This window comes from Chitinophaga qingshengii (assembly GCF_014529935.1).
Taxonomy (GTDB): Bacteria; Bacteroidota; Bacteroidia; order Chitinophagales; family Chitinophagaceae; genus Chitinophaga; species Chitinophaga qingshengii.
The window spans coordinates 368,281-384,751 of sequence record NZ_JACVFC010000003.1 but is presented as its reverse complement, the minus strand read 5'-3'; the positions used below and the strand labels follow the sequence as shown (position 1 = coordinate 384,751).

Here is a 16,471-nt window from a genome sequence, read left to right as displayed (position 1 = left end):
AGCGGCACAAAGGACACGGTATTCATTTATATACTGACAGAAAGATTTGTGCGCGTAAGCATTGAGCGTTTCAGAGACGTGATATTTATTGACCTGCACTGCCGTCTAAAAACAGGGCGGGGTTTTGCCAAAGCCTATTTTCAGTTACCACTTTATTTTTTTATATTTAAGTATCAATCAGATACTTATGTCACGCATCATTCCCATCTTCCGCGTTTTCGATTATATAAAAGCCATACAATTCTACATTGACTGGCTGGAGTTTGAAATTCTCTGGGAACATAAGCCCGAGGGCGCGCCGATATACATGCGCATTGCCAAAGGCGATATACACCTGGACCTTTCAGAGCATCATGGCGATGGTACACCCGGCTCCCGGATCAGCATCACGGAGTTTAAAGGGTTGAAGGCGTTTCACAACAGGCTGGGCGAGAAGGGGTATAAATATATGAATCCGGGCCTGGAACGGGCAGATTGGGACCCGGAAGTATTATTAATGACTGTCATCGACCCGTTCCAGAACACGATTATTTTTGAAGAATCGGCCAGTTAAACGATCTCTTTTCCAAATGGTGCAAAAGTAAGGCTCATCAGCTTGAAGTGCTGCCGTCCCCAGGGCGCGCCGATAATAGTGATCGTCAGCAGAATGCCGAAGAAAAAATGGCAGATGGCCACCCACAGGCCGCCGGTAAATATCCAAATGATGTTGAACAAAGTAGCCAGGCAGCCCGTAGAACCCACACCATCCCGTATCTCCCTCCCAAAGGGCATGAGCGTAAACAGGCCTATTTTCAGGCACTGTATGCCGAAAGGGATACCGATAATGGTGAGACAAAAAAGCACCCCTGATACCAGATAGCCCATCGCGGCGGCAAAGCCGCCGAAAATCAGCCAGATAATATTTCCGATTAAATTCATATCTGTAATATTACAGAAAAGTAAATACTTTTTACTGCAGTCGCACCGCTACCTGTTTACGATGGCGATAATGTGCAATCAGGACCTCTATGAGCGGTACCGCCAGGATCAGCAGGAAGGTATAGAGAATGCCCCGCTGCAGCCCTTTCAGGAACTGGTCTACCTGGATAACAGCGATATTTACGAACAGGTTACCATTCAGCAGTGTGCCCAGCTCTGTGCGCAGCAGCTCATTACTGGCGCCTTCCGTTAGCTTCAACTTATCATGCAACAGGTTATAGACAGCCTTACGCATGATGGCGGCCACACTTTTACTTTTGGTCATGTTCAGCGCCGCGGATGCCAGCTTGCCGGCCACGCCCCGGGTAGACACCTGTTGCTCCAGCGTACGGCCGTATACGTTATAGATCGCTTCAGCGGCAACATTCATCACCTCATCGGGCGATTTGCCGGAGAGCGCGTTATTGCCTCCCAGCAAGCTATCCACGGCTTTCAGCGCCTGCTCATTAAAAAGGGTAGGCACATGTTTGGCATATACATCCGTGTGCGCTTTGATATCCTTACGCAGACTATGGAAGAAGCCCCACTTCATGCCAAAGAAGCCTGCCAGCAGTGGCAAGGCCACAAAATAGGCGTAAGCCAGCATTTTCAGTAATTTGTTGGAACGGGGCACCAGGATGTATTTACGTAACAACAATACAAGTATCAGGGCTACGGCAAAAGCTGTCAGTCCGCTGATAATGGCGCCGGTAACAAATTTCCAGGGGTTGGTAAACTCGCTTGCGAGTTGGTAGTAGGTAACAATGGTTTGCATATAGGTAAACAGTGAATATAGGTAATATAGTCGCCGCCGGGCGACTATGTTGGTGAAAAATACTTATTTGGAGGATGGTTTGGTTAAATGCGGCAGTAATGCTTTACGCCATATGGCGTAGCCTTTGGCGTTCATGTGCAGCATATCTGCAAGAAACAGCTCTGGCCGGGGTTGTCCCTGTTTATCAAGCATCAGCGGAAATACGTCGATGAAATGGGTATTGGGTTCCTTAGCCAGGAATGCCTTGATCAGCGCATTCGCTTCCGCGGCTGTTTTCATATACTGTACCCGGGAAGGGCTTGGCTTCAGGGAAATGTATTCGATCGGCACCCTGGGCAACTGTGCACGGACCAGGCTATACAACTGCTGGAAACGGCTAAATACCGTATCGGCGGAGGCGCCTTCCGGCAGGTCGTTTTCGCCGACATAAATCACCACCTGGCGGGGTTGATAATCGAAGATAAGTTCCTTTGCAAAATGAATAATATCCGTGGTAACAGCACCACCCACCCCCCTGTTCATTGCCACATAACTGGCGAAAGTACGTTCCAGATCGTCCCATTTACGGATAGAAGAACTACCCACAAAAACGATGGGGTTAGCCGGAGGCGCAAACATTTTGTCGTACTTCTTAATGGTCTGCACATCGTCCTGATAGCGAACTTTCTCCTGTGCCAGCAGACTATTGGCTGATATCAGCAGGGTTAATAAAAAAGGAAAAAACAACTTCTTCATCTGCACAAAATAAGGAAGAATTATGAATCAGGAAACCCTGACGCATAATTCTTCCGCTGACTTATTGTTTGGTGACCACTTTAGTATAGACTTTCCCGTTATGGGTGAGTTTGACGATATAAGCGCCGGCAGGCAGATTTTTGGTATCCAGTGCCGTGCGGTGATTACCTGGCTGCAACTGGCTGTTGAGTAACAGCCCTACCCTTTTCTGTTGCGTATCAAACACCTCCAGCATAGTGTTGCCGGCCTCTTTCACGTCCAGGTCGATATAGGCGATCTGGGGAAAGGGATTGGGAAATACCTGGAAAGAAACGCCTGCATGCGCGTCGGTGGCGGTCGTCACCGGCGGGGTTTCAGCAGTAGCCAGCATGGGGCTGCCGCAGGTAGCGCTGCCTTCCGCAATACAGAAATCGGCGAAACGAACGGCCTCGTCGCGGATGCCCGTAGCCAGTTTGCGGTAGATGCCCCATTTCGGCCGGCAGAACGTTGTCCCATCGCGCCACATATCGATGTTGTTATTGCTGTAGTTTAGCAAGGTAGTGCCGTCACTGACTTTTTTGATGATCACCTTATAGGAACCGGTGGTAGAGAAGGTAATTTTTTCTTCTACCTCCACCCAGGCGCCCTTAAAATCTGATAATGGCGCACTGGCCTTTTCGCCGCCACCGGAGCCGCCGCTACCCGGTGTATAGATCACCTGTAACTTTTGCGGAGAGCCGGCACGGGGTGTTAGGGTGATCAGCGGCGCACCGTCGTCTCCGTCCCCGGCTTTGATCTGGTGCAGGTGGCAGAAACTGGTCGTAGGAATGAAGCCCGCATCTATCTTAAATTTCCAACGATAAGTAACCGTTTCCCCATAGGTAGCTTTTACGTTTGCCGGCGAAGGACCAAAGGTCTTGATTTCATTACGTTGCCGGTCGGTGTTGGGACCACAACGGTCATTGTCGGGTGTGGCATGCAGGAAAAATACGAAGACGTTTTTGTTCAGGTCTGCGTCAAATTCCTCCGTAATATGGCGTCCAAACGAAGGATGGGCGCAATCCGGCACTTCGCCGGTTGTGCCGCTGCCTAATACGCTTTCAATCAGTTCATACGTGTTACCGGGGCCGTTGGCAGATAGGGTAACCTGGGCATGACCAGCCGCGCTGCACAGGGCGCCGGCCATTGTCAGGAAAGCGGGTTTCCAAAATTGATGCAAAGGTTTGCGGATAACTAACTTCATAAGTGATACGTGTTTTGAGGGTTTTGGATTCAGATTCTTGGTTTGAAAACTGCAATCGATTTCATTGCATATATAATTTAATACTTTTATTTGACATGAGGTGTTTTTGGGAGAAAAATGTTGGGATTGGGGGATATATGTCGTAACGCGTCCAGGAACCCAGGGCTGGGCTAAGATGTTATTCAGGAGCCATTTGATGGCATTGCGTCTAACATATATTTATGTCGTCAAAATGTGAACGCATCTAAAAACTGAACTTAGTTAAAGAAAATGTTTCCTTAAACTAAGCAAAGGGTTTCTTTAAAATACTTGAAAAAGCTCTTAGCCCCAGGTTTTCCGGGGGTCGTGTGGATTTACGGGCTTACCAAACGCACCGTCTTCCCGGTGCGGGCAGATTCTTTCGCCGCTTCGAGGATACGCAGCACCAGCACATTATTGGCCAATGCGTATACTCCATAGGGCGGCACCGTTTCTTTTCCCTGTATGACGGCTGCCAGGTAGCGGAACGGATCTTCGTAAACCGGTATATCCATGGCTGTTATATGCCTGGCAGTTGCAGGCGCCGATTCTCTGTTACGCAGCAACAGGGTATTTTTATCGGCCGCCATGATATAACCTTTGTCACCGTACACTTCCATGTCTTTACGGCTGAAAGGCCAGTTCCAGGAGGCCTGGATAATACATTGGGCATTGGGGTAGTCAACGATAATGGTGGCATCGTCGTCTACTTTGGGGTACCGGTCTGGTTTATAATGCCGGGTGACCGCAGTAACGGCAAGGGGCATACGGTTTTTCATCAGCCGGGTCATGAGGTTGGCGCCGTAGCAGCCGAAGTCCATGAGCGCACCGCCGCCATTGAGGACAGGATCTGTTAGCCAGGACAGGAACGCGGGACTGCAGCCTATTTCCTGTGGTCCCTGATGTCCGTCATGGATCACCACTTTACGAATCTGACAGGTAAAGCTGCTGTCTTCCACCAGCTGGAATGTTTTGGCTACCGTAGGATACCAGCTGGTTTCGTAGTTGGTCAGCAGATGAATACCAAAGCGCCGGGCCAGCGAATCCATGACCAGCGCATCCGGTAAATTGGCAGCCAGCGGTTTTTCTACCATCACATGAATCCCCCGGGGCGCACAGGCTTCCACCACCTCGCGGTGACTATATACCGATCCGAAAGCGAGTACCGCCTGCGGCTTAACCGCATCCAGCATCTGACCCAGGTCGTGGTACAGCTGTCGCCGTGGGAAATGATACTGTCGCGCTACCTTGCCGGCCAGCGCGGTATCCTTTTCGTATATTCCTACCAGTTGTATATCGTTTTTATTGGCACGGCCCAGTATCCAGCCGGAATGGCCGTGCGATACACCGGCCACGGCTACACGCAGCGCCTGCGCCGAAGCGCAGGCCTGTACCAATACCAATAGCAGCAGAAGGTTAATTCGTTTCATTACATGGTAAATACTTTGCCGCCCACCATTACTTCCTGGGTAGCTTCGTCAAAAGTAGCTTTCATCCCCGTGCGATAAGCAGCATTGCCCATGATCAGCGCAATGGAATGGGAGTACGCCGCTTCAATAGGTGCATTGGGCTGCTTACGGTCCCGCACACTGGTCATCCAGTTACGGACGTGCGCGCTGGTGAGTGCATCGCCGCCGGTGTTGGCGCTGGTCTCCACTTTTTCCTGGCTCTTCAGCGACATCTCCTGCAGCAGGTTAGCGTGCATGCCCATCTCGCTGGCTTCCCTTTCCGTCAGGCCGCCGGTGCTGCTGATTTTGTTGGTGGACATATCGATGGTGCCGCCATTGGAATAATAAATTTCTTTCGTACCCCCGGCGGAGTTATGAAAGCGGCTGCTATACATCACCTGGAAACCTTTATCCGGGTTGTCAGCCGGACCGTAGTCAAATACCGCTGTCAGCGTATCAGGATTTTTACGGCCATCATGCCACATATAGATGCCCCCGTTGGCTACCGCGCTACGCGGGTGTTTCAGACCGCTGAACCAATGCACCGTATCAATCTGGTGTGTCATCCACTGGCCGAAGATACCGGAAGAATAAGGCCAGAACAGGCGATACTCCAGGTACTTGCGCGGGTCCCAGGTATCATTGGGGCGGCCGGCCAGGAAACGTTTCCAGTCCGTATCCGATTCCCGGATACTTTTCACGAGATCTGGCCGGCGCCAGCGTCCCGGCTGGTTGACGTTCCAGGTCATTTCCACCATGGTAATGTCGCCGAACTTGCCGTCCTGTATGAATTTGGCTGCGGTGTGGTAACTGGTGCCGCTGCGGCGCTGGGTGCCTACCTGCATGATCCTGCCAGAGTCCTTCACCGCCTTCAGCGCCCTGCGGGCGTCTTCCATGGTTTCTGCAAACGGTTTCTCACTGTATACGTCGCATTTGTTTTTCACCGCTTCAATAGTATGATAGGCATGCTGAAAATCGGCGGAGGCAATAAATACCGCGTCCAGGTTTTTAATCCGGTACAGTTCATCATTATTGACGCAGGCCTGCACTTTATGTCCTGTTTTATCTTCCAGGAAAGCCTTGCCTTCCTCGCGGCGGCGGTTCCAGATATCAGATACCGCAATGAGATCGAAGTTCAGTTCCTTATTGTGACTGAAGAAAGAAGGTAGCAGCGCCTGCCGGGCACGATCGGAAAAACCTACCAGTCCAACGTTCACACGGTCGTTAGCCCCCATGATACGGGCATAACTGCTGGCCGGCATACCCATAGCCGTAATCGTTAGTCCCGCTCCTGCCATCAGGGATTGCTGCAAAAATTCCCGCCTTGTTTTTTTAGTGGTTGTCATTGTACAATAATTTATTTTTTTCCGGAGATGAGATATACTTCTTTGATTTGTTTTTCCAGGTACGCAATGGCGGACGCATATTCCGCAGCCGGGTCTGTCCATTTACACTCCATCATAATCCGGCCCTGGTAACCGATATTATGCAGCGCCGCCAGGTAAGGACGGAAGTCCTGTTGCTCCACTCCCGGAGCAGAACGTTTTTCCCGCTCCGCAATATGACAATGCACCAATATCTCTTTCGCCTGTTCAATATTGGCAGCTGGTTCATTTTCGCGGAGCATATGATAGATGTCGGCCGTCAGCCGGAAATTAGGATGGTTGATCGTCTTCACGATGCGGGCGCCTTCCGCTACCGTGTTTACAAAGTTGGTTTCAGTAGTATTCAAATTTTCCATGGCAATCAGGCAGTTATGTTTTTTCGCTATATCTGCCATCTGGCGGGCCAACCGGATAAAACGCGCTTCCGCAGCCGCTCTGTCCGTTCCGTCGGGGATCTTTCTCGCTTCGCCGCTACCGAGCACAATCAACCGGATGCCAGCTTTTTCAGCACGTTGCATCACGGTATCTACGTAACCCAGCACCCAGGTTTCATTCACCTCCGGGCCCATTAATTTCAGGTAACCGGGTATAAAAACGTTGCAGCTTGTTACCCTGCAGCGGGTACGTTTGAGTTTAGCTACATTCGCGTTGAAGGTCTCTTCATTCACGGCAGGCGATAACATTCGTTTCACCGTTTCCTCCAGGTATTGGAACCCGGCGGCATGAGCGAGACTGTCGTTGTCAAGGGAAGCAGCAATGCCAATCACTGGCTGGTTTTTATCATTCCCGGCAGTCGACTGCCTGTTCGATTGTGCATTCGATTGCATAAAACCAGGAAATACCAGGAGAAATAAACCGATCAGCGTGTTTTTCATAATTGTGGAATACCCCGGGAATAGGAGGCGATGGAAAAAATAATCATTATCCGGGAGAAATCAAAGTCCGGGGAGATTTTTGTGATGGTAGAAGTTAAGTCCTTCCAATATGATATGTTGCTCAAACATAGCTGCCACCAGCATTATCTGTCTTGTATCTTTGCATTAAACAAGACTTTTTTTCGTAAATTCGTTTAATGAAAAGAAAACAGGCAATTCACTTGGATTTTGAGATTGATAAGCTTACAAATTCAATTCAAAATGTTATTACGGAAGATAGCTTTCCTACTGATGTATTGCCTGTTACTAAGGAAGATCTAAAGACAATAACCAAAAAGAACGGATGGCAATTTGATTGGAAGAACGAATTCAAACAACCTGCTCGAGAAATATACAAATTAACAATCGTAAATAATATTACGATCATTCAAGGGTTGGTTAGTTTGGAAGTAAAAAGTGATCATATTTACATGCATTTGATAGAAAGTGCACCGTTTAACAAAGGAAAAACCAAAGTTTATGCAGGTGTTCCTGGAAATCTTGTTGCCTTCGTTTGTCGTGTAGCATTTAGAAGGGGCTTTGAAGGGACTGTTTCCTTTCTGTCAAAGACACAATTAATTGAGCATTATATTGAAAGTTTGGATGCTGTTCATATCGGAGGTCAACGTATGATTATCGAAACTAAAGCTGCATTAAAACTGATTGATAAGTATTTTAAAAACTAAAAAAATGAAACATCGTAAGGTAGAATTAGATGTTGACTTTATTGGTGGGTTGGGGCCCTTAACAAAAGATGATGAAAAAGCAATCAGCGATTTTATCAAGGCCAGAAAACATTCAAAAGAGAAACGTCCGTCTTCTACATCAGCTAAAAAGGACCATAAAGTCACTGCAGGAAAGCGCTAAGGGGTAATTGCCCACTTTTGCCTGACATTCCGAAGATAAATAATACTCCCAATAGAAAACATCAAAGCCGCATAAGTCATCGGATTTACGCGGCTTTGCTTTTATTAATTCGGGACACACTCTTTCCCACATCAGTACATAGCCCAACGACAAAACTCAATCATTAGAAAAGACAGTTCCCTCCTGATCACGACTTCAGCAACTCCAGCAATGGCTCTACCTGGCGGCGGTAATCATGTTGCAGGTCCTCATGCAGTCCTACAATTGCCTTGACAATCTTTTTCAGCTGTGCCGCATAAAGGTTATGCAATACGGTACTGTTATGCCGCAGGAGTCCGGACTCCACCAGCTGTTCGCAGAAATAAATCAGCAGCTCTACCTCTGCCGGTTTGGAACCTATATAGCGGATATGTTTGTTAGCCAGCCGCAAAATTTTACGCAAACGTTTTTTGGCGTTATGCAGATTACTGCCTGTCATCTCTTCAAACCCATTGTCCATCTCTGTTTTCACGGCATTGATGTAACCTTGCTCATCATCAGCTTCAAACAACAGGTAAGTGAGCAGTTCTTTATTTTCTTTTTTATACTTGGCCAGCCGCAGGCATAATGCCGCCAATTGCGCCGGAGGCACGGCAGCCAGCTCTTTCTTCAATTCGGTAATAGAGGCTGTTTTCATCTTTATGGTTCATTCCGGTCGCAAAATACAATTAAATAGCATGGTACAACATGCATGTCTGCACCACATGGTATAATTAGTTAAATTGCACTTCTTCGGGAACCCCATTACTTCACTTCTAAACAGCCTCAGACTATGAAAACACTGTACGTGTTGGCTACCGCTATTGGTTGCCTGTTAACAGCGAACATTGCCGCTGCCCAAATGGATTCCGCCGCTCACAAAGCCTGGATGACCTACATGACACCTGGCCCTGAACACCAGCAAATGGCCCAAACGGAAGGTGACTGGACCACCGACATGACTTTCTGGAAAGGTCCCGGCGCCCAGCCGGAGAAAGCGACCGGCAGCTGCACCAACAAAATGATCATGGGTGGCCGCTACCAGGAAAGCCGCTTTACGTCCAACATGATGGACATGCCCTTTGAAGGCCTCGGTACCACTGCCTATGATAACGCCAGGAAAATGTATCTCAATACCTGGATCGACAACATGGGCACCGGTATGATGATGATGGAAGGCAAGTGGGACCCGGTTATCAATGGTATCGTTTACCATGGAAAATCCTGGGACCCTGTCACTCAAAAAATGATGGACCTGCGCCAGGTCATTAAATTCAAAGATGCGAACAACTACAACCTGGAAATGTACCGCATGCACAATGGTAAAGAATTTAAGGAGATGGAAATTGCCTTCAAACGTAAATAAGTCGCCTTAATAACCGATGTGCTTTAGTGCCGCTTGTCCCAGTCGCTCCGCCAACTGGGACAGGTACAGGCTCTGCGGTTGCACCGGCTTTCCATGGGAACTATATATCCCTTCCGGTACCAGCGGCCCCTGCTCAAATGGCATGGGCCGTTGTTGTTTTTCGCCCGTGCTGCCAATCACCCAGTTGGCTGCGCCCGGCGGACGCTGGTTCAGGAAAGAACGCGCCTGGCAATTCCAGGCTACCGCCCAACCTATAGCCCAGCCATGTCCCGATCCCATCTCTCCCCTGTTCATAAAATCGATGCCGCCGTCGGGCACCGTGCAGTTGTCTGCCAGCAATCCTGTAGCCCAGCGTTGATGCGGTTGTATCCAGCCTTTACCGTTGAAAGTGCAGTGCAGCAATACAATAGGGCCGGTTACTTTAGCGCCGGTAGCCAGGAAAAAAACGTTGTCGCCTGTAATGGAACAACGATCAAACAGCAGTTGGGTACCGCTGCCGTTAAGATCCGCCGGTTTAGCAGCGCCGATAGTGGACAGTTCATGAAAGATACTCACTGCCTGCAAGGTGATTCGTTTACCCGTTACGTTTATACTGTTCACCGTGTTGTATATGCTGATATCCCGTGCCCAGGCATCTGTAACACCGCTCATAGAAAAAGCCTGGTGATGCCTTTCATTGATGGTACCTGACTGTCCGGGGGAGACAATGCGCAGCTGTTCGATACCACACTGCCGGATAGTGCCGGCAGTGGTGATTTTATTGACCGTCACCCCGCCCGGTTTCGTATAGGCGGCATCGTAAGCATCCGGCAGTGGTACGTCAAGCGTTATGGAATGCCCGCTGATGGTGGTAATAACGCGCTCTGTTGTTATATCACCGGTTATCCAGGTTTGTTTTTTACCATCCCGCACCAGGCTGTCCATGCCCATGAAGCGTACCCATTCCGGGGTAACGGGCCGGGTTATACGAATGGTATCGCCGGGGTTAAAACCGGTAGCGTCTGTCACGGTGAAGGACAGGGAGCCTGCAGGCACATAGGAGCTGCTTATTACTGTGCCTGGCCCTGCCGTCCTGGTAATGGATTCGCCTCTAACGGTAACGCCCATATGCGGTTTACCGGATAACTGCAGAATACTGCCGTTTTCACCACTACCACTACCGCGCAGTACTACACCGCCGGCACGAATGACTAATGGCTCGCTGCAAACGTAAGCACCCGGCGCCAGCAGTACCGCTCCCCTGAAACCGTTGACCAGCGGCAGTGCGGCCACCTGGTCCAACGCCGCCTGGATAGCAGCGGTATTATCGCCCGGCAGGGGCTGTAACCGCACCTGCACGGGTACCTCCGGCAGGGCCACTCCCCCGCCTCCATAACCGGCATAGGAGAAGTCCATGATGCGATCGCCCCGCTCCAGGGTGCGATACGACAGTTTACCCATGGCATCCAGGGATACCCAGGGCGCTTCCCCGCATTCCTGAGCTTGGGAAATGGAAATATTGAACAGCAGTAGCAAGGCCAGACAACAGGAAAAACGCGACAGATAATGCATAGCGGTGGTATCAGGTATGGATATAGTCCCTAAAACTAATATTTAATCTCCCTAAAACAAATACCTGTATCTCAAACACATTATTAGCAAAACGAATATAAACAAAACCGGTACGGATATTAAATCAGCTGCAATCGCATAGCAGCCGGCGGTTATCTTTGGGCGTCCGCTATTTATCCGCCATTGAACTGAAGTCCATATGAAAATCAGCAACTCTGCCTCTAAAAGTGCGGAACAGATCTTTTCAGAAATAGAGCGACGTTTTCCCGGCGCCCGGTTATGTAAACCATGGGGGGGTATGCCCATTATTATGGTAGACCATCAGGGTTTCCGGTTTCTGTTACGTTACAAAAAAGACCATCTGCGGCTGGATTTCCTTCCGCCTGTCCGATGGTTGGCAACAGGTGTGCTGACGGGCTTCATGGTATGTACAGCGGTCATGAGCATATTTTATCGGCAGCTGACGATCAACATCAGCGGTATCGTTCCGGTAATAGCAGGATTCCTGCTGATCCGGGCACTGTTCAAATTCACCCGCAGGGAAACATTTGAGCAGTTTCAAAGCGAAATAAACGTGCTGATAAATACCCGTAGTCTCAACATTGTTCAGTCATAGAGAGTTTGTTTCTCCGGGAGACCCTATTCTGTTTTAAGCTGTTTGGTCGGCCTTTTATTCTTTGTTGAGATACCCTTGCAGGTATTACCCCCCGGGTAATACCTGATTTTTTTGCTACTTTTAACATCATGAGTCATAACCCATATCCGAATACATGATCCGCACCCTGATTATAGACGATGAACCAGCCATCCGAAAAGACCTGGAATGGCTGATGAAACGCTACCCCGATTTTGTTGTGCTGGGCAGCTGTGGCAGTGTTGCAGAGGCCAGGATCATCATCCCCAATACGGAACCCGAGCTACTGCTGCTGGATATTGAACTCGCCGACGGCACCGGATTTGACCTCCTGGAGGAATTTCCCGACAGAAATTTTCGGATCGTCTTCATCACCGCTTATAATGAACATGCCATTAAAGCCATCAAATTCGGGGCTTTCGATTACCTGCTGAAACCGGTGGATGAAGAAGAACTGACCATCACCCTGAAACGGTTATTGTCGGAGAATAACGTCAACACCCGTACGCAAATGGATATCACCAGCAGCCACCTGCAACCCAAAAAAACGGGGCTGCAGAACCGTATCGTGCTCCGCTCCTCCCAATACCTGCAGGTAGTGCCTTTTGAAGAAATCCTGTATTGCCAGAGCGACGGTAGTTATACCACCTTCCATCTGTCCGACAAAAGGAAGGTGATGGTGTCCCGGCCTATCAAAGAATATGAAGAGCTGCTACCCGAAAGCTGGTTTATCCGCATACATCAATCGTATATCGTTAATCATCATTTCATAGACCGTTTTCTGAAAGATGGCATGCTGATTCTGAAAGACGGCTCGGAGATCCCTGTTTCCGCACGTAAACGGGAGTATGTCCGTCAATTCCTGATGGGTGATCATTAAATAACGTACATGCATATCCGTTTATCTGCTGCTTTACTGATCATGTGTTTATGTGGTGGTCTCTTTGGGTGCCAGTCGGGCCCCCAGGCCCCCTCCGGATCAGACACCATTACTACCGTTTCCCCGGTGGTGACGGAATTGCAGCACCTGATAGATTCCAGCGCCCGCTGGGACGGACCGGAAGCCAGTACCCGGCTGGAACAGCTGAAAAACAGCGCCCTGCATGCCGGCCCCCTGGCCAGCGGCTATTACTACTACCTGGAAGGATTACACCATTGGTATGCCGACAGTAACCAGGCTGCCCTCAACAGCTTCGCACAGATGCTGCCCGGCAAACTGTCCGATACCAGTCAGTTTGCCGATCTGATGATCCTCCAGCAACTGGGACAGCTACAGGTAAGGCTGGCCAGCAAAATAGATGACAGTACTTTCACCCGCCTGTTTAACCTGATTGCCCTGGCAGAACAATACCAGTATTCCGGAAGCTGGCGGGTATACGACCTGGCGGCAGAAATATACTTCCGTTTTGGTGACAACGACAAAGCGGAGACCTACGCCTCCATGGCCCGCGATTCCTACCCCTACCCCGACGATTATTTCCGGCTCTCGCTTTTTATGGAAGAGCGCTCCCGTATTTTTGAACGCCGCCATCAGTTTAAAGAAGCACTCCTGTACCAGGACAGCGCCCTGCAATATGCATCGCGGCAACCCGATACCATCCGGCTGGCCAGCGTATACAGCGCTTTGGGCGTGCTCTACGAAAAAACGGGCCGGCAGCAACCAGGGCATGCACTGATGGAAAAAGCTTTCCGTATCAAAGAAAGGCACCATAAAGTCAGCTTCCAGGAATATGTCAACTACGGACAGCTGTTCCAGGAAAAAAAGGATTACACCACTGCCCTGCAATACCTGGGCAACGCCCTGGAAAAGGCCCGGCAAGCCCATAACAGTGGCAACCTGAGTACCGCTTACCATGCCATCTACCAGGTATATTACGAAAAAGGCGATTACAAAACCGCCATCCATTACCTGGATTCCGCCGCCAATATGGCACTGACCGAACAGGAGGAAAGGCAGCTCCGGAAAATCGTGGAAATACAGGCGCTGAATGAACTCAAAGCACAGCAACAGAAAACACTGGGACTGAGCCGGCAGTATAACAACCAGGCTACCATTGTCCGGCAGCAACAGGTGATACTGCTGATTGTCGGCATCCTGGTGATACTGGGACTGCTGATTACTTTCCTGCTCATACGGCAGCGTAAACTGGTGAACCAGAAAATGAGCATTGAGCTGGAACAGCGCCTGCTGCGCAGCCAGATGGAACCACATTTTATTTTTAATACCCTGTCGGTATTGCAGAGTTTTATCCGCCGTGACGAAAAAGAAAAGTCCGTTAAATATCTTAACAAGTTCGCCCGTCTGTTGCGTCTCAACCTCGAAAACTCCCGCCACAACCTGGTGAGGATACAACAGGAAACCGAAGCGCTGGAAAACTATCTCAGTTTGCAGGCAGTCCGGTTCGATAACCTCTTCGCCTATACGATAAACGACATCCCTTCCGAAGAAAGCAGCGGGGTTTGTATTCCGCCCATGCTGCTACAGCCTTTCGTGGAAAACGCCATCCAGCATGGTATGCGTAACATTGCCCATCGCGGGCATATAGCCATTACGCTGCAGCTGCAGGGCGACCTGTTACACTGTGTCATAGAAGACAACGGTCAGGGCCTGCAACCTGCCAGGAACAAGGAAAAAGATTCCCTGTCCAGCACTATTACCCAGGAACGGCTGAAGATACTGAGCATACAAACCGGGAAACTCGCATCGCTGACCATCACCGACAAAGCCAGCGAAGGACGTACAGGCGTTCGCGTTACCCTTATTATTCCGACCCAACGTTGTTAAACAATGGTGTCAAAAACCAGTCCCGCAGGGCCATTTCTGCCATAGAAACTTTTAAAAAAAGACTATTTTTGACGAGTGTGAACCAAATGCCGGTTTCACCGCTTATCTTATTATGCGTAATCCCTAAGACAAACATCTACCCATGGGCAACAGGACTTATTTAACCATCAGGACCGCGCCTGCGCAACGCGAAGTATTGTTTGAAGGCAATAACAGCCTTGCCTGTTTCTGGTTGTTGTTATTGAACCGCAAAGACATAGAGCAGGTAAGGCCGGCTTTCCTGAGTTTATATGCCGCCGGTGCAGACGATGCCGATGACGTCATGGAAGATACCTATGTAGATACCGATATCCGGATCCCGCTGACCGAAGCATTGAACAATGCGGCAGCGCACCGGTCCTACGTAGAACGCGTGTATCCGGCATTGCTCCCGTTGTATGATGACTGGCGGGCTTACCTGGCCACTATTCCTTCTCATGATAAGATGTTGTACATAGACCTGGAAGAATTCAGTAGTTTTTTTTCCGATGCCAACCAGTTCATAGATGAGCTGCTGGACTTTTATAACCATGTGTCACAGCACAAAGCGTATTTTAAACCTGCCATATCCGATACCACCGGCTGGGAAGCCGTTGGCCGGAAAACGTTCTACGATTATTCCGGCAGTTACCGGAATACACCGGAAATTGTAGCCTATGAGAAAGGCACCCACCCTACCCGGCCATTATCCCTTGGTTACAAGATACTGCTGGGCTGCTGGGTGGTTTTCAGTCTCGCGTTGCTGGCCGGTAGTTTTTATATTCTTGGTCATTTTCACTCCGTGTGGGCGCAGGCCGGAATGGCCGTTGTGTTACTGCTGCCTGTTTTGACCGTTGCAGTGGTGGGTCTGGGTTATATCTATAACAAAGGCACGGCGGCATAAAGCCGTAAGTCGTACCTTGCAGCCCGATAATATATAAGACCATGCAATTACCGCTTTACCAGATAGATGCCTTCACCGATCATATTTTCGGGGGGAACCCCGCTTGTGTGATGCCATTGACCGAATGGCTGCCGGACGAAGTGATGTTACAGATAGCCCGTGAGAATGCAGTCGCCGAGACCGCCTTTTTTATGCCCCAGGGAGATGGATTTGCCTTACGCTGGTTTACCCCCGAGATAGAAATGGACCTTTGCGGCCATGCCACGCTGGCTACCGCCCATGCCATCCGCACCCTGCATGCCTATAGCAGCAGCTCCCTGCAGTTTTATTCCCGCAGTGGTTTGTTGACCGTAGATTTTGAAGAAGACCGTTACACGTTGACCTTTCCCGCCCGCAAGCCCCTGCCGGCCGCGCTGCCAACCGCCATACAGGAATCGCTGGACCGTATGCCCGTAGCCGTATTACAGGCGCGTGACTATGTACTGGTATATGAAACGGAGGCGGATGTACGGAATATACAGATCAACCGGCAGTTGCTGGACCGTATCAATCTTGATCCGGGCGGGGTGGTGATTACTGCCCCCGGGGAGGATTGTGATTTTGTATCCCGTTATTTTACGCCCCAGGCATCTATTTTTGAAGATCCCGTGACGGGCTCCGCACATTGTTCCCTGATTCCTTATTGGAGTGAGCGGCTGCAGCAAACTACCTTACTCGCCAGGCAGCTGTCCGATCGTGGCGGAACCTTGTATTGCACCCATGAGGGTGACACCGTGAAGATGGCCGGTTATGCACGGACCTATTTCACCGGTATCTGTCAGCTACCGGCGTAAGCTTGGAAAGCAGGTAAAGGATTTTAACCGGCAGTTGCATC

General features: G+C 49.8%; 18 protein-coding genes. 9 read left to right on the top strand and 9 right to left on the bottom strand.

Going from position 1 to position 16,471, the window contains the following annotated elements; genetic code table 11:
• The first annotated feature begins 124 nt into the window (after positions 1 to 124).
• Entirely contained in the window at positions 125 to 553 is a 429-nt protein-coding gene (locus ICL07_RS21295; protein WP_281389647.1) for a glyoxalase superfamily protein, read from the top strand.
• Here ICL07_RS21295 and ICL07_RS21290 read toward each other — a convergent pair.
• The 7 genes from ICL07_RS21290 to ICL07_RS21260 all read right to left on the bottom strand — a co-directional run bounded on the left by ICL07_RS21290 (position 550) and on the right by ICL07_RS21260 (position 7,415).
• A complete protein-coding gene (locus ICL07_RS21290) occupies positions 550 to 918 on the bottom strand; it encodes a YccF domain-containing protein (protein ID WP_188090065.1) in 369 nt (122 codons plus the stop codon). The genes ICL07_RS21295 and ICL07_RS21290 overlap by 4 nt on opposite strands.
• 31 nt (positions 919 to 949) lie before the next feature.
• A complete protein-coding gene (locus ICL07_RS21285; RefSeq protein ID WP_188090064.1) occupies positions 950 to 1,732 on the bottom strand; it encodes a hypothetical protein in 783 nt (260 codons plus the stop codon).
• Positions 1,733 to 1,795: 63 nt separating this feature from the next.
• The gene (locus ICL07_RS21280; RefSeq protein WP_188090063.1) at positions 1,796 to 2,467 is read right to left on the bottom strand and encodes an SGNH/GDSL hydrolase family protein; all 672 of its coding nucleotides are present in this window, start codon (positions 2,465 to 2,467) and stop codon (positions 1,796 to 1,798) included.
• 61 nt (positions 2,468 to 2,528) lie between these two features.
• Positions 2,529 to 3,689 (bottom strand): T9SS type A sorting domain-containing protein, encoded by a 1,161-nt coding sequence (locus ICL07_RS21275; RefSeq protein WP_188090062.1) that lies wholly within the window; start codon positions 3,687 to 3,689, stop codon positions 2,529 to 2,531.
• 353 nt (positions 3,690 to 4,042) lie between these two features.
• Positions 4,043 to 5,137 (bottom strand): Gfo/Idh/MocA family protein, encoded by a 1,095-nt coding sequence (locus ICL07_RS21270; protein ID WP_188090061.1) that lies wholly within the window; start codon positions 5,135 to 5,137, stop codon positions 4,043 to 4,045.
• On the bottom strand, positions 5,137 to 6,501 hold the full coding sequence (locus tag ICL07_RS21265) for a Gfo/Idh/MocA family protein (protein WP_188090060.1): 1,365 nt from the start codon (positions 6,499 to 6,501) through the stop codon (positions 5,137 to 5,139). Before ICL07_RS21265 ends, ICL07_RS21270 begins: the two co-directional genes overlap by 1 nt.
• A gap of 11 nt (positions 6,502 to 6,512) precedes the next feature.
• Positions 6,513 to 7,415, bottom strand: coding sequence for a sugar phosphate isomerase/epimerase family protein (locus tag ICL07_RS21260; RefSeq protein WP_188090059.1), 903 nt, complete (start codon positions 7,413 to 7,415; stop codon positions 6,513 to 6,515).
• Between the two features lie 197 nt (positions 7,416 to 7,612).
• On the opposite strand from ICL07_RS21260, the gene ICL07_RS21255 reads away from it, so the two are divergent.
• Positions 7,613 to 8,140, top strand: coding sequence for a hypothetical protein (locus ICL07_RS21255; RefSeq protein ID WP_188090058.1), 528 nt, complete (start codon positions 7,613 to 7,615; stop codon positions 8,138 to 8,140).
• A 4-nt stretch (positions 8,141 to 8,144) separates the two neighbouring features.
• A complete protein-coding gene (locus tag ICL07_RS21250) occupies positions 8,145 to 8,321 on the top strand; it encodes a hypothetical protein (RefSeq protein ID WP_223152053.1) in 177 nt (58 codons plus the stop codon).
• Between the two features lie 187 nt (positions 8,322 to 8,508).
• On the opposite strand, the gene ICL07_RS21245 is transcribed toward ICL07_RS21250, so the two are convergent.
• Entirely contained in the window at positions 8,509 to 8,997 is a 489-nt protein-coding gene (locus tag ICL07_RS21245; RefSeq protein WP_188090056.1) for a hypothetical protein, read from the bottom strand.
• Positions 8,998 to 9,132: 135 nt separating this feature from the next.
• Here ICL07_RS21245 and ICL07_RS21240 point away from each other — a divergent pair, with 135 nt between their 5' ends.
• The gene (locus ICL07_RS21240; RefSeq protein ID WP_188090055.1) at positions 9,133 to 9,705 is read left to right on the top strand and encodes a DUF1579 domain-containing protein; all 573 of its coding nucleotides are present in this window, start codon (positions 9,133 to 9,135) and stop codon (positions 9,703 to 9,705) included.
• 6 nt (positions 9,706 to 9,711) lie between these two features.
• On the opposite strand, the gene ICL07_RS21235 is transcribed toward ICL07_RS21240, so the two are convergent.
• A complete protein-coding gene (locus ICL07_RS21235; protein WP_188090054.1) occupies positions 9,712 to 11,256 on the bottom strand; it encodes a hypothetical protein in 1,545 nt (514 codons plus the stop codon).
• 199 nt (positions 11,257 to 11,455) lie between these two features.
• Between ICL07_RS21235 and ICL07_RS21230 the strand changes: the two genes are divergently transcribed.
• From ICL07_RS21230 to ICL07_RS21210, 5 genes are all read left to right on the top strand, one after another.
• Positions 11,456 to 11,872, top strand: coding sequence for a hypothetical protein (locus ICL07_RS21230; RefSeq protein WP_188090053.1), 417 nt, complete (start codon positions 11,456 to 11,458; stop codon positions 11,870 to 11,872).
• A gap of 154 nt (positions 11,873 to 12,026) precedes the next feature.
• Positions 12,027 to 12,770 carry a LytR/AlgR family response regulator transcription factor gene (locus ICL07_RS21225; protein WP_188090052.1) on the top strand — a complete coding sequence of 248 codons (744 nt, stop codon included), beginning with the start codon at positions 12,027 to 12,029 and terminating at the stop codon, positions 12,768 to 12,770.
• 9 nt (positions 12,771 to 12,779) lie between these two features.
• Positions 12,780 to 14,675 carry a tetratricopeptide repeat-containing sensor histidine kinase gene (locus ICL07_RS21220; protein WP_188090051.1) on the top strand — a complete coding sequence of 632 codons (1,896 nt, stop codon included), beginning with the start codon at positions 12,780 to 12,782 and terminating at the stop codon, positions 14,673 to 14,675.
• 142 nt (positions 14,676 to 14,817) lie between these two features.
• The gene (locus tag ICL07_RS21215; protein ID WP_188090050.1) at positions 14,818 to 15,597 is read left to right on the top strand and encodes a hypothetical protein; all 780 of its coding nucleotides are present in this window, start codon (positions 14,818 to 14,820) and stop codon (positions 15,595 to 15,597) included.
• Between the two features lie 41 nt (positions 15,598 to 15,638).
• Positions 15,639 to 16,430, top strand: a complete 792-nt coding sequence (locus ICL07_RS21210) for a PhzF family phenazine biosynthesis protein (protein WP_188090049.1) — start codon at positions 15,639 to 15,641, stop codon at positions 16,428 to 16,430.
• The last annotated feature ends 41 nt before the right edge of the window (positions 16,431 to 16,471 follow it).

Bases quoted from the DNA above. Each gene is read 5' to 3' on its own strand.
- ICL07_RS21290 (WP_188090065.1), bottom strand. From the start codon at position 918: ATGAATTTAATCGGAAATATTATCTGGCTGATTTTCGGCGGCTTTGCC.
- ICL07_RS21285 (WP_188090064.1), bottom strand. From the start codon at position 1,732: ATGCAAACCATTGTTACCTACTACCAACTCGCAAGCGAGTTTACCAAC.
- ICL07_RS21280 (WP_188090063.1), bottom strand. From the start codon at position 2,467: ATGAAGAAGTTGTTTTTTCCTTTTTTATTAACCCTGCTGATATCAGCC.
- ICL07_RS21275 (WP_188090062.1), bottom strand. From the start codon at position 3,689: ATGAAGTTAGTTATCCGCAAACCTTTGCATCAATTTTGGAAACCCGCT.
- ICL07_RS21270 (WP_188090061.1), bottom strand. From the start codon at position 5,137: ATGAAACGAATTAACCTTCTGCTGCTATTGGTATTGGTACAGGCCTGC.
- ICL07_RS21265 (WP_188090060.1), bottom strand. From the start codon at position 6,501: ATGACAACCACTAAAAAAACAAGGCGGGAATTTTTGCAGCAATCCCTG.
- ICL07_RS21260 (WP_188090059.1), bottom strand. From the start codon at position 7,415: ATGAAAAACACGCTGATCGGTTTATTTCTCCTGGTATTTCCTGGTTTT.
- ICL07_RS21255 (WP_188090058.1), top strand. From the start codon at position 7,613: ATGAAAAGAAAACAGGCAATTCACTTGGATTTTGAGATTGATAAGCTT.
- ICL07_RS21250 (WP_223152053.1), top strand. From the start codon at position 8,145: ATGAAACATCGTAAGGTAGAATTAGATGTTGACTTTATTGGTGGGTTG.
- ICL07_RS21245 (WP_188090056.1), bottom strand. From the start codon at position 8,997: ATGAAAACAGCCTCTATTACCGAATTGAAGAAAGAGCTGGCTGCCGTG.
- ICL07_RS21240 (WP_188090055.1), top strand. From the start codon at position 9,133: ATGAAAACACTGTACGTGTTGGCTACCGCTATTGGTTGCCTGTTAACA.
- ICL07_RS21235 (WP_188090054.1), bottom strand. From the start codon at position 11,256: ATGCATTATCTGTCGCGTTTTTCCTGTTGTCTGGCCTTGCTACTGCTG.
- ICL07_RS21230 (WP_188090053.1), top strand. From the start codon at position 11,456: ATGAAAATCAGCAACTCTGCCTCTAAAAGTGCGGAACAGATCTTTTCA.
- ICL07_RS21225 (WP_188090052.1), top strand. From the start codon at position 12,027: ATGATCCGCACCCTGATTATAGACGATGAACCAGCCATCCGAAAAGAC.
- ICL07_RS21220 (WP_188090051.1), top strand. From the start codon at position 12,780: ATGCATATCCGTTTATCTGCTGCTTTACTGATCATGTGTTTATGTGGT.
- ICL07_RS21215 (WP_188090050.1), top strand. From the start codon at position 14,818: ATGGGCAACAGGACTTATTTAACCATCAGGACCGCGCCTGCGCAACGC.
- ICL07_RS21210 (WP_188090049.1), top strand. From the start codon at position 15,639: ATGCAATTACCGCTTTACCAGATAGATGCCTTCACCGATCATATTTTC.